Source organism: Flavobacterium gelidilacus DSM 15343 (assembly GCF_000422685.1).
Taxonomy (GTDB): domain Bacteria; phylum Bacteroidota; class Bacteroidia; order Flavobacteriales; family Flavobacteriaceae; genus Flavobacterium; species Flavobacterium gelidilacus.
The window spans coordinates 64146-77251 of the sequence record NZ_KE383903.1 but is presented as its reverse complement, the minus strand read 5'-3'; the positions used below and the strand labels follow the sequence as shown (position 1 = coordinate 77251).

The following is a 13106-nucleotide window of genomic DNA, read 5'->3' as shown; positions in this document are numbered from 1 at the left end:
AGGAAGTTGGAGTAAACTTAAAGGCTAAAGTAGAGGTTTTTAAATCACGTAAAAAATACTAATATATGGGACAAACTTATGTTTATAATTCAGGAAAATACGAAGTTTCTGACGATGAGATAGAGGTGACTTTTGGCGTTTTTATAGACGGTACGCTAAACAATAAGGAAAACACTAAACTGAAATATAAAGTTAAAGGGGAACAAGATCCATTATTAGAAAAAGGGGAAGTACAAAAACCTGCCACTACTGAAGAGAAAAAAACTTATCATGAAGCCGTAGATACTAATGCTATTGCCGATTGGTTTAAGCGTCAGGCCGATATAGGTGGATATGGAGACAACAGCAGTTATGCTAATGATTACACCAATGTAGCTCGACTATGGTTTTGTACAAAAAAAGCATACAAGATTTATATAGAAGGTATGGGAACAGATGATTTTAAAGAAGATGTTTCAGATGGTTATGCTTTTGGTTCTGGTTTAACAGGCATTAGAGCTAAAGTGCGAAAAGGTTGTGAAAAACTTGCAGATGAAATTGTTAAAAAAATAACACTAGATACAACTAAAAAATTAACAAAAATCACAGTTGATGTTTTTGGTTTTAGTCGTGGAGCAGCTTCTGCACGCAATATGGTATATGAGATACGAAAAAGTGCTTATGCACCTTCTACAAAGAGTATTCCAGACGGTTATTATCCACCAAATCCTTATGATGAAAGTGCCATTCCAAAATTTAAAAAAGCTCAAGTTGACAAAGATGGCCTAGAGTTTGATTCTAGTTTGCTTATTGATGGCAAATTGCCAAAATACGGTTTTTTAGGTTATTGCTTACTTAAAAAAATCACACCAGAAGAACTCGAAGAAATAAGTATAGTTGTACGTGTTTTGGGAATTTACGATACGGTTTCTTCCTATTACGAAGCGGGAGATTCATTAGGTACATATAATCAAAATGGTAAAGTGGTTGATGAAAATATTCTTTGGAAAGGAGTAAAAAAAACAGCAAAAGGATTAAACCCACTAAAAGATGCAAATCCATTTTCTAATAACGAAAATGAATTAAATCTACATGATTTGGATTTGGATTCGGATTTGGGTGCAGTTATAAAAGCAGTTCATTTTACCGCAAGTGATGAACATCGAGTAAATTTTTCGCTTACTAGAATGAAAATTGGTATAGAAAAAAATTTTCCAGGAGTACATTGTGATATTGGTGGAGCATATCCTACTGGTTATGAAGAAAAAATTAAATTAGCTGAACAAAGTTTAATTACTAATTTATACAAAGGTGTTATTGGTGTTACTAAATTAGAATTATTTAAAAATCAATTAATTAAAGAGCATTGGTTTAAAGATCATCAAATTTGGACATCAAGTACTTTAACAAAAATTGTGCTAAAAAGTAATAGGTTCTTAAAAAAAGAATACAGTTACATACCCTTGCAATTTATGGAAGATTATTGCCGTCAAACATCTATGAATAATTATTTTACAGATAAAACAGAAGAAAAATTCAGTATAGATGGTGACGACATTTTAATAGAAGCTAAAAAACATTTACGACCTTATGTTATGAATGAAGGTGGAAAAGAATGGAAATTTATTAGTGATGAAGAATTAGAAGAAAGAAGAGAACAAAGAGAAAAAGAAGATAGACTAAAAAACGAATTGAATAGAAAAATTGAAAAAGCAAGTAAAAATAAATTTTCTGAAATACAAGAATTTACAGTTGATAATTTACAAGCTAAAGATTACATTACTATATTAAAATCAGATGATAAAAAACCCTTTGAAGCTGAAAATAAGCTGGATACACCAGCAAATGAAATAGCTGGTGAAATTGCGCTTCCTGAAGTTGTTCTTATTGGTTATAATGACCAACAAACGTTGAGAACTTTAAGGAATGAATATTTACATTGGTCAGCTGAAAATGCTGGAGTTGGTCTTGAGGGAAGAAGTGATAGGAAAAGGGAAGAGTTCCCAAAAAACAGATAAAATAATTAATAAATACTTGATATAAATCCAAAGGAATGCTTCTTATGGAAAAGAATATTTAGATTATTTTTTTAAAGCCTTAAGCAGTAATTTATGTTTAAAGGCATATACAATATTCTAATTTGGCGATAAATAACAACAGAAAAGAAAAGAACATTGATAAACATAAACTTAGTAAACGGACTAAAATTTTTCACTTTAGAACCTTTACTTGATAAAACATATAAGTATAGATTTGAAACAATAATTGAAGATTTTTCTAATCCAAAAAGAATTAAAAAAATTAGTTACATAAGAGATGTAGCAATTACATTATATGAAAGAACAGAGATTATATCAAATTTTCAATTATTTCTTTCTAAACTAACTATAGAAAGTAAAACAACAGAGCCAAACGAATTTTTAATAAAACAAATGAGTTATGCTTTTGACGAAATTGAAGTAGGTGTAAATTACAAAGGACAAATTCTCTATATATACAACATAAAAGAAATGAGTCACAGATGGGAAAAAACAAAAAATGAACTTTTAGAACACAATAAAGGTCAAGAAATTGCCAATGCATTTGAAACCATCAGTGATTTATTAAGAAATGAAGAAGAATTAATTTTGTATCTTTCTGATTATAAAATGTATGGTCTTTATTTTACAGGTTTCTTCGGAAAATATAATTTATGGCAAATGCCAGTTATTAGAAAACAAAGCTTATTAGACTATAATTATACTAATGAAGAAAAAATTTATCCAGAAAAAAAAGATAAGATACTATATCACATATTTGGAGAAATACACACAGAAAGAAAACCAATAAAAAACGGATTTAATATTTACAATGGAATATTATCATACGTAGACTTCCAATTAGAAGAAGCTTATTTAGAAACCCAAAAGGAAGACAAAAAAATACAATATAATGTCCTTTTGTTAGGATAAACTATAACGACAACAGCATGGCAAAACCAGACAACAACGCTAAGCGAGAAGAACGTCAAGAAGAAGAAAAAGCAGATAAAAAATTATTGCTTGTAATTGATGGTGCAAAACTCGAATGTAAACTTTGTACCAACCCATTAGGCTTGTTAAAAGTAAACTTTGACACGCCAACAACACAAGGCAAAAAAACGGCAACCGTAAAAGAAAAAGATAAAAAAAGCCTTATTTTTATGGGTACTTGTACCAAAAGTCCAAACAGTGCTAGTCCATGTGCTGCAGTAATGCAACTAGGAGAATGGAAAGACACCGGAACCGTTTTAATACAAGACCAAAAACCATTATTGCAACAAAGCACAATCATGTGTAATTATGGTGGAACAGAAATAAAAATTACTGATTCGGGTCAAATAAATATTCCAGAAGCTATGAATATCAATGGTGCACCTGTGCCTGAAACAGAGAAAACACTAACAAATGGTCATTTTTACAATGAGGATGGAACTTTTGAGGGAAAAGTTGATGTAAAAACGAATAATGGTTCTGTAAATGATGTGTATACTTGTACTGGAAAGAGTAAAGAAAAAAATAAAGAAGGTAAAGAAATTGATGTGTACAATGGGATTGTTTTATTAAAAGAAAATGATGTAAATATCACTAAATCTGACTTTAACTATATAGCTTATGTTGTTATGAATGAATCTGGAGAAACAGATTTTAAAGAATTAAAATGTATAGCTTACACTAGTTATAATAGAGCAAAAAAAACTTCTGTTAAGTGGAAAAAACTATTGTCAACCACTTACTCTTCTGTGCCAAATAAAAAAGAACTTACAACATCTAGTAATAATGAAAAATCTAAGTTAACTAGGAAAGCACTTTTCTATGTGCTTAATGGAGAAAATGATTTGACTAAAGGTGCTGAATTTTGGGATGGAACAGATTTTCTAGCATGGGGAAATTCAGAAACTAACCCATATAATAAATTAGGTCAAAATAAATTTGATGAATATAAATTTATTGAAATCCCAAAAGATATATATGATTCTTTTTTATCTGCAAATGGTGCTTCTGCACGTTATGGTGACAAAAGTAATCATGATAAAAAAAATGATTCTGGAAATCATGAACATATTAAGAAAAAAATCAAGAAAAAAATAACTGATGCAGATGGAAAATTTGTGCTTGATAAAAATGGTAAACCAACTTTTGAAGAAGTTGAAGTTCCATCAAAAATAAAATATAAAATCCCTGCTTCAGATTTTGAAGATCAAAATTACTGGACTTCTGGAAGTTTTTATTATGAAACAGGAGTGACTACAGCTTATGGTATTTCTGGAACTATTAATGCTGGTAAAAGTATTTTTTGGAAAAGAACAAAAACAAGATTAACTAGTGAAACATCAATTAAGAAATAAAATGAAAAAAATAATATTTATTATTGTCATTACAAGTATTCTGTTTTCTTTCTGTGTTTCAAAACCTAAAGAAGAAGAACTAAGGTATAGATATGCTTATTGTCAAGACATCTGTATAGACAAAGAAAATAGCAATAAAGAAGTAAATAATTATATTGGTATTTTTCCTAATAAAAATGACACAATTACTATTTATAAACTAGAGGATAAACTCACAAAAGAAGAATCAAGAACCTTATTTTGGCATACTAAAAACTATGATGCCCAAAATATTACATTTTATAATTCAGAAAATGATAGTGTTAAAGTTAGGTTTGAAAATAATAGCATCTATTTAAATAATGATAGTTATGAATTAAATAACGAATATTTTAATTTTTTAAAAAAGAAAGTTTTAGAAGAAAATTCCATTTTAGATTTAGCTTTTTTAGTGAAAGAGGGAATTGGAGATTATACTTCTTTTTTTGAATTATTAAATAAAAATTGGCGCAATCAAACTGAAAATAAAAGCTATAAAATAATTAGTGCAAAAATAAGTAATAAAAACTATCAAACTGATGATCAGTTCTTTAAGTATACGATGCAGTTCAACTACAATAATGAAGGTTTAGTAAATATTTTTTCTAAAGAGAATAGTTACACTAAAACATTTATTTCAGAAGACAACAAGCATATTCATTACTCTATTAAAAAAACAATAAATGAAAGAGCTTCAATCGATGAAGAACTTTATATAAATAAAGAAACGACAAATGATTCAATAATTGGTGCTTATGAGCAGTATTCTAATGCTAAAACAACTCATTATATAAAATATCAATCAAAATTAAAAGAACTTGAATCAAAAACCGAATTAAAATCATTAGCAGAGATAATTAAAACTTTAGAGTTAAAATAATTTTTTATATGAAAATTTTAGTTGGTATCCTTATTTTGTTTTTTGTTTTTCTTGTTCTCCAAAAAAAGAATGTGATCAAAAAAGAAGTAATAAATTTCCTATTCTAGATAGCCTGTCTTATGCTCGTTTACCTGAAAAATATTATTTACCTAAAGGAAATAATATTTTTCAAAAGATAATTAAAAATAAAGATTCAATAATTCTAAGTCTTGTTGAGAAATTATTAGATACTACAACTACAAATTTAAGAATTGCAGATAGTTATAATTACAAAACTGCTGATATAGCTTTTCTAATTTTACCCTATTCTTCATCACAAAAAACTGATTTAAGACAAATTCTTTTTAAGGAATTTAAAAATGAACTTAAATATAAAAATGAAGAATTTTCATTATTTGAACAAATTTACTATGATTTATTTTTCTCAAATTCAAAACAGGTTAATTATGAAAATAGGATTTGGCTTTATATTGTAATGAAAAATCATTTTAAATTTTTATATATGAATTCCACCACAAAATTAACCCTAAATAATTTACATAATTAATTTTCAATTCATTATATTTGAGTTGCAAATAGCTCTAAGGATTTCATTGATAACATTATACTCGTAATTTATGGTTTTTGAAATAGTTGAAGAAGTAAACATCCAAACAAATGGTTTTCTAAAAAAACTGAAAACTAGATTTATGATCAGTTTCTTATTGTTTAATAAAACAGAAGACGAACGTATTTATATCATAAATAAAGAAAAAATAAACAATCTTCCAGTTCAAGAGAATGAGTTTTTAAGCATTCAAGAAGAATTTGAAGCACTTAACTTTCCTATAAAAATTAAAACAGATTATAAAGGTCACTTTATTGGAATTCATGATCACGAAACTTGGTTGGCAGAATGGGATTTAAAAGCCGAAGAGGTTATAGAAATGCATGAAGATCCTGAAAGAGCAAGAAGTGTCAAAAATAAATATTTTGATGTTATAAAAGATGAAAACTTTTTTACAAAAAATAAATTCAAACAGCCTTCTTGGAATATTTTCTTTTTTAATCCACCTATAGATAACGTCAATTTACCCGATTTAGGAACAATTTTAAATTGGAATATTCAAGCCATTGGAACAATTCCATGTGTGGGAAGAACAGCTATATTAAATCCAGAATCAAAAGAAATTATTATTTCCTTCGATTCTACTCAGAAATTATCACATAATATAATTGAAAATCTAAAATCTAAAATCAAAGCAGATATTAGATGGGATGAACAACGCGTAAAGCTTCATACAGAATCTCATTTTGATACTGTAGAGAAAAAAGTAAAAAAGAAAACAGCTTATTTTCAGTTTATGATAAAAGACATCATCTCTTATACAGAAGACGTTACAATAACATTAAAAAATTAAACTTAACGATAAACAATTCTAAACGGAACTATATTTAAAGCTCTTTTTTCTATCATTAGTTTCAAATCTTCACTTAAGAAATACCATTCTTCTTCAGTGTAATGCTCTTTATCGGTTTGTGTTATCAAAATGTCTATTGTAGGCGTGTAACCCACATTGCTATCTAAACCGGTCTGGATTCCATTGACAACTTCAATGTTTTCAACAGCTTCTCCAAAATGATTTTTACATAAAATAATAATATCTTGTCGTGTAACAACTCTTTGATTTGATATTAAATTTTCACGGTAAGCGTATATTTTCTCTGAATTTGTTAACTCGTTTCTTCCTCCTTGAGTAGAAGAAAGTAACATAATATTATCTTTTTCAAAATCAGAACCTTTATAAACACTAAACTTAGTAAAAGTGTTGATTTTGTTAGCATCATTACCGTTAGTTGTCCAATATTTTATGAATAAAGTTCCTTTTTCTTTATTTTTTTCAGTGGTAAGAACCAAATAAGGATTATTGACATTTTGCATGCCGGTTTGATTCATTTTAGTCTTAAAACGAGCAATAATCTGGTTGATTTCTTTTAAATTATTATCTGTAAAATCATGACCTAAACGACTAAAAGCGGCAGCTTCATCTCTAATTAAATCAATTAAATAGTTTATTTCTTCAGCAGCATTTCTTTCGTCAAATCGAGCTACACCACCAAAACGCAAATACGCATAATTCTCATCTTCAGGCTCATCGTTATTTGTAATTACATCAAAGTTTTTATTTCTGTCATTCATCACAGAAAAAAGCTCTAAGAAGTAATCATCATTTAATTTTAACGGATAAATATCTAACAGTTCTTTAATGTTTCCTTGAGTTTCATTCAATTTTTTATTGATAACCGGAAAGCAATTATTTGAACAAAAAATATCGGATAAAATACTAGGACCAATAACATTTGGAAATTCAATTTTTATCCAAATCAGCTTTTTATCTTCTTTAATTTTTTCCAATTCTTTTGAAGGAATTAAATCTTCAAATTCTGTTGGAACTGTATAGTGAGAATCATCAATTGTTACACTATCCTTTACAGTTATAAAGTTTTTAAAATAAAAGTCATTGGTGTGTTCTTCAATTTTTTTAATATGATAAATGTCGTGTTGCTTTAAATCATATTTAATTTTTTTAGTATCCTCATCATTATTGTACCCTTTAACAGTAGTCAATGGAACACCATTTATCGACCATTTTGCTCTCGGTAAAAAATGAAAAAACTTGGTGCGATCATTAATGTTTTTTAAATAAAAATAAAACATTAAGTCATTTATAACGCCATCACCTTCATGTTTTAAGCCAAGCCAAATTGTTCCATGCGGAGTTTTTTTTAGCAAGTTTTTTTCATTAACAAACTCTCTAAATTGGTTTTTTTCTATGTTGTGAACACCACTAGGTAAAACAACATAGTTTATTTTATTTCTATTTAATTTGACAGGAATTGTAGGTCCAAAATGATAGTTTTTAATAACATTCTCAATTGGATTATATGGGTTTATTTCCTTTTTTTGAAGAAAAAATTGATGATGATCGTTTAAAATACTTTCATTCTCAACCGGATAAGCTCTTAAAATTCCTCTTGCCGGAGTTGCTTTTGTGGCCGAAGTTGGAGTTAAAATATCAACTAATCTTTCTGTCATTCTTCTTCTACTAGAAAATATTTCGTTTGAAATTTTCTCTAATTCTTTGGCACAAACATCAAAAAGTAAGTTTACAATTGGATCAAATACGTTTTCTAATTCCACGTCATTGTAGCCCCATTGTTTTGCGGCACGTTTTAATAAGCGGTCTTTTATTTGATCTTTTGATAATTTATTCATTCAGTCAAAATTTATTTAAATGAAAATGGAGCTAAAAAATAAGAACTTTTGTAATAATACGGTTGATTGGTTTCTTTAATGATTCCATAAACCACAATATCTAATCTTTTTTTAACCCTAATATTTGTTTCGTAACTCAAAGTATTTTCATCAACTCCAAGAGTTACATCTGTTACTTTTAATCTTTTTTCGTATTGATTTACCTTTTCATGTACCGATTCTTTAATCAAATCTTTCAATTGATTTGGATTGGCCAATAGGTTAAAATCGGTATCCCAAATAATGGTTCCAAAATCAGGATCATATTTATATTCTCCAAAAATGGTTGTAATAATTACTGAAATAAATTGTGCTAACGATTCTTCGATGGTCACTTTTGTAGCGTCTTCACCGGTTGTTAATTTAGTATAATCAAGAGGAAGTTTATAAAATAGCTCTTTCATTTGTTACCGTAAATTTTACTTCATCGTTTTTATCAAGAGTTACATTTACAGTATCTCCTTTCATAATTTCATTAGCAATAATCATTCTCGACAAAGGTCTTTTTAGTTTATTTCTAATCGTTCCTTTAATTGGTCTAGCTCCATATTCTGGACTAAAACCCATTAATGAAATCTTTTCTTTGTCTTTTTCGCTTATCGTTAAAGAAATCTCTAATTTTTCTAATAACTGAAGCAATTCTTTTTTAAGATGAATGTCAAAAATTCTAGAAACACTTTTAACATTAATAGGTGCAAACGGAATAATTTCGGTTAAACGTCCTAAAAACTCTGGTCTAAAATGTCCCGTCATTAATTGAATTAAGTCATTCGATTTCGGAACAACATCTTTTTCAAATGATTTTACAATATAATCAGATCCAATATTTGAGGTAAATAATACAACAGAATTAGAAAAATCACCTTCTTTTCCTAGTCTATCGTGTAATTTTCCTTCATCCAAAATTTGAAGAAATACATCAAAAACTGATTTATGAGCTTTTTCAATCTCATCAAACAAAACTATTGAATAAGGTTTTTGACGAATTTTATTTACTAACAAACCACCTTCTTCATAACCAACATATCCTGGAGGAGCACCATATAATAAAGCGGCCGAATGTTCTTCTTTAAACTCAGACATGTCTAATCTAATGATAGCACTTTCATCTCCAAATAGGAAATCAGCTAAGGATTTAGCCAATTCTGTTTTTCCAGTTCCAGTTGGCCCTAAAAAGAAAAATGACCCAATTGGTTGACCTGGTTTAGTTAAACCAGAACGTGATTCCATAATAGCATCAGCTACAACTTTAACAGCATGATCTTGTCCAATGACTCTTTTCTTAAGCGTATTTTCAATGTCTAATAATTTTTCTCTTTCATCAGACTTTACTTTTCCTGCTGGAATTCCAGTAATGTCTGAAACAACGATAGATAAGTGTGAAGCTAAAACGTCATTTTCTTGCTCTTCTAATTTTTCTAAATCGTTTAAAAGTTCCTGAATAAATGTTACTTTTTCATCAAATGAAGGTTTTGCCTTAAATTCAGAGGTGCTTTGTTCAGTTTCGTTTAATAATTTACCTGTTTTTTGTAAAATATCAGAAAATAACCACTCTGTTTTTTCAATTTTTTCTTCTAAAACTTCTATTGTGTGTAAAGCTTCTGATTGTGTTCTTAAATCTGGAATTTCTTTTTTAATTGTTTCTTTAGCCACTTTTAGTGATGACATTGTTCTGTCAATCAAATCTAAAGCAGAATCGGGTAACGATTTTTCTTTTAAATATCTTTTAGATAGTCTGATTGCTTCACGTTGACCATCTTCATCAATATTGAAATCATGATGTTTTTGGTAGGATTCAATTATGCTTGATATCATTCTGAATGCTAATTCTTCATTAGGTTCAGTTATTTCAAGAGTTTCAAATCTTCTTGATAAAGCATCATCTTTAGCTAAAGTTTTTCTGAATTTTTCAGCAGTTGTTGCCCCAATAAAAGTTATATCACCTTTTGAAAGTTCTGATTTTATAATACTTGCAATTCCAGAGCCTTGATTTGAATCAAACAATTCATGAATATCATCAATAAAAAGGATTGGTTTTTCGTATTTTTTTAAGTCGTTAAATATTTTTTGCAATCTATCTTCAACTTCGCCTTTATAGGAGGCGCCAGCAAATAAAGCACCTATGTTTATTTCGTAAACGCTTGCGTTATCAAAAGCATCTAATATAGTTTTACTTGCTATTTTTCTACAAAACCCATCTACCAAAGCCGATTTTCCAACACCAGGCTCACCAGTTATGATTACATGAGGTTTTAATTTTCTATTTAAAATCTCGGTGATTGTTTTTAATTCTTCATCTCTACCAATGATAACATGTGTTTCACTAGTAGATATGTTTTGAAGTTTGTCTATGCAGTACTTGGATAAAGCACTTCCACCCGATGAAGGAGAAGCAATATTCAAATCTGGTTGAGCAATGCCGTTTCCAGTTTGATAAATATCTAGTATTGTAGCACCTGTTAAAGGTAAAGATTTTAATTGATCATGTGAAAATCCAACTCCAGCAGTCAATAATGCTGCTAAAATTGCAGGAAATTCATTGTTTTCTCCAAGTTTTTTTTCAAGTAGTTCAGCTTCTTCTAAAACGATTATTGCTGAAGAATCTGCATTTGGCGTATCATTTGGTTTTGAAACTTTTGGGTATTCACTTATTCGAATATCAGCCCATTCGTCTAAATAAAAAACATCAACACCTTTTGAATCTAATTCTTTTAAAAAATCAAATTGCGGATTTAAAAGCGCTTTTAATAAATGAGCAGCATAATACTTATCATTAAAATTGTCTTTAGCATATTGTTGGGCAATATGTATAATTTGAGTGGTAGATTCTGTTGACATTTAATTGAGTTTATCTGTTTCGGCTGACTATTTCACACATTTGCAATTGACGTGCTAAATCTTTGTTTTCATCAGCAAGTTCTTTCAATTCTTTGTCCATCTTATCAATTTCTTTTTTAGAATCATTGATTTGTAGCAGTTTCTTTTTAGTGTTGACATAAGTCTTGTAAGTCAAAATTACATTTTGATATAATTTTGGGTCAACAATAGAATCATTCGGAATTTTTTCTTTTAACTGAACTAGTTCATAATTTATAGATTGTTCAATAAATTGAAAACTTTCTGGAGCAGCATCAAGAGAATCAACTAATTTGTTAATGTCTTCAATAGTGTTTGAAAATTCTTTATTAAAAGAATATTGCATATTCATTTTATCGTTCTCGTTTTTAAGAACTTCATTTTCTTTAATAGGTAATTTATAATTGAAGAAAATAGCAGAAATAAGTACTATCATCGTTATAAAAAACATCAGTAGAAAAAGCATAAAAGCATTAAAACGCTCTTTTTTATTTAGGATATCCATAATTTAGTATTTATTAGTCAGCTAAAAATGTTGGTGATGATTCCGGACTATCATTGTCGTTATTGTTAGAACCAAATAGACCACTTGTTTTGCGTTCGTTTTTTAAGATGTTTTCATTTACAAAAATTCCAGCATCACGTTTTTTACCAATGTAATCTAATTGATTTAAAATTGAGAATAACTGATCAACTTTTGTCATGAAATCTTGGATTTGAACAACAATTGGTTCAATGTCATAAGCTTTATACTTTACGTTAATAGTGTCTGTAAAAAGTTTTTCATATTCACCACTACTAATTTCTGTCCATTCAGAAAAATAATTAAAAAGCATTTCTTTTCCATCACCTGAAAAATAATCAAAACTATTTTTTATAGCTCTACTTAAGGTGATTACACTTTCTAATAAGTCAATTGGTTTTAAATTATAATTAACCCATTTGTTCTTTGTTATCTGTAATTCAATATTGCGAAGTGCTTTATCACATACTTCAAAAACCATATTTGAAATTAAATTTTCATCTTCGGAATTATTTCTGAATTTTATCTTGCGATTGATTTGAATAGCATAAAATTCCAATTGTTTGAAAAACAAATCATAGCTTTCATATAAGCCAATTAAACTAGGATGACTATTTAACGTTAAACAAGGAGGTATATAAGTCGTCAAAATCTCAAAGTTATTTGCAGAAGTTTTAAATTTTGCAATTGGAAACTGTAATGGTCCAATATTATTTTGGTTTACTTCTCCTTCAATAACACTTGAAACCGTATATTTTGGTAGTGCATGAGGAAAACGTGGAGGAACTTCGTCCATGTTTTGTTCTCCAGATGGTACTCGAGAAAAAGGATCAACATTAAGCATTAAGTAATAATTGTTCTCTTTTTTGTCTAAGTTTTTTAATTCAATTTTTTCAGAAAATTCTCCAGTATAATCAGTTATTTCAATACGTCCTCCAGCTGGTGTGACAGCTTTAAGCATTTTTATATCAATACTTAATTCGTTATGAGTATCAATTGAAATAGCATATTGAAAAGGTCTACTCAAAGGAGTTGATAATAAGCCATAATGCAGGTCATTAACTTCAAGATTACGAGCATCTCTAATTAAGTCTTCCATATTGTCTTGAAATTCAATAAAGTGATTTTTATTGATTTTCATTCCATCGATCCAGTTTACTGGAAAATGTTTTATATTTTCTGCCATAAT

General features: G+C 28.5%; 10 protein-coding genes. 5 read left to right on the top strand and 5 right to left on the bottom strand.

Annotation, left to right across the window (positions count from 1 at the left end):
- The first annotated feature begins 65 nt into the window (after window positions 1-65).
- The 5 genes from G507_RS0110090 (at window position 66) to G507_RS0110070 (ending at window position 6643) form a co-directional block, all read left to right on the top strand.
- The gene (locus tag G507_RS0110090; RefSeq protein WP_026717358.1) at window positions 66-1997 is read left to right on the top strand and encodes a phospholipase effector Tle1 domain-containing protein; all 1932 of its coding nucleotides are present in this window, start codon (window positions 66-68) and stop codon (window positions 1995-1997) included.
- A 156-nt stretch (window positions 1998-2153) separates the two neighbouring features.
- Entirely contained in the window at window positions 2154-2930 is a 777-nt protein-coding gene (locus tag G507_RS0110085; protein ID WP_026717357.1) for a hypothetical protein, read from the top strand.
- Between the two features lie 17 nt (window positions 2931-2947).
- Window positions 2948-4345, top strand: coding sequence for a DUF4280 domain-containing protein (locus G507_RS0110080; RefSeq protein ID WP_026717356.1), 1398 nt, complete (start codon window positions 2948-2950; stop codon window positions 4343-4345).
- 1 nt (window position 4346) lies between these two features.
- Entirely contained in the window at window positions 4347-5243 is an 897-nt protein-coding gene (locus G507_RS0110075) for a hypothetical protein (RefSeq protein WP_157496575.1), read from the top strand.
- A 617-nt stretch (window positions 5244-5860) separates the two neighbouring features.
- The gene (locus G507_RS0110070) at window positions 5861-6643 is read left to right on the top strand and encodes a hypothetical protein (protein WP_026717354.1); all 783 of its coding nucleotides are present in this window, start codon (window positions 5861-5863) and stop codon (window positions 6641-6643) included.
- Between the two features lie 2 nt (window positions 6644-6645).
- Here G507_RS0110070 and G507_RS0110065 read toward each other — a convergent pair whose 3' ends face one another.
- Genes G507_RS0110065 through G507_RS0110045 form a run of 5 tightly spaced genes read right to left on the bottom strand, consistent with a single transcriptional unit; the run spans window position 6646 to window position 13103 of the window.
- The gene (locus G507_RS0110065) at window positions 6646-8499 is read right to left on the bottom strand and encodes a type VI secretion system baseplate subunit TssF (protein WP_026717353.1); all 1854 of its coding nucleotides are present in this window, start codon (window positions 8497-8499) and stop codon (window positions 6646-6648) included.
- A gap of 11 nt (window positions 8500-8510) precedes the next feature.
- Window positions 8511-8942, bottom strand: a complete 432-nt coding sequence (locus G507_RS0110060) for a GPW/gp25 family protein (protein ID WP_026717352.1) — start codon at window positions 8940-8942, stop codon at window positions 8511-8513.
- Window positions 8923-11376, bottom strand: coding sequence for an AAA family ATPase (locus G507_RS0110055; RefSeq protein WP_026717351.1), 2454 nt, complete (start codon window positions 11374-11376; stop codon window positions 8923-8925). Before G507_RS0110055 ends, G507_RS0110060 begins: the two co-directional genes overlap by 20 nt.
- A gap of 10 nt (window positions 11377-11386) precedes the next feature.
- Window positions 11387-11899: a type VI secretion system TssO gene (gene tssO / locus G507_RS0110050; RefSeq protein WP_157496573.1), complete on the bottom strand. Its 513-nt coding sequence runs from the start codon at window positions 11897-11899 to the stop codon at window positions 11387-11389.
- 13 nt (window positions 11900-11912) lie between these two features.
- A complete protein-coding gene (locus tag G507_RS0110045; protein ID WP_026717349.1) occupies window positions 11913-13103 on the bottom strand; it encodes a hypothetical protein in 1191 nt (396 codons plus the stop codon).
- Between the last annotated feature and the right edge of the window lie 3 nt (window positions 13104-13106).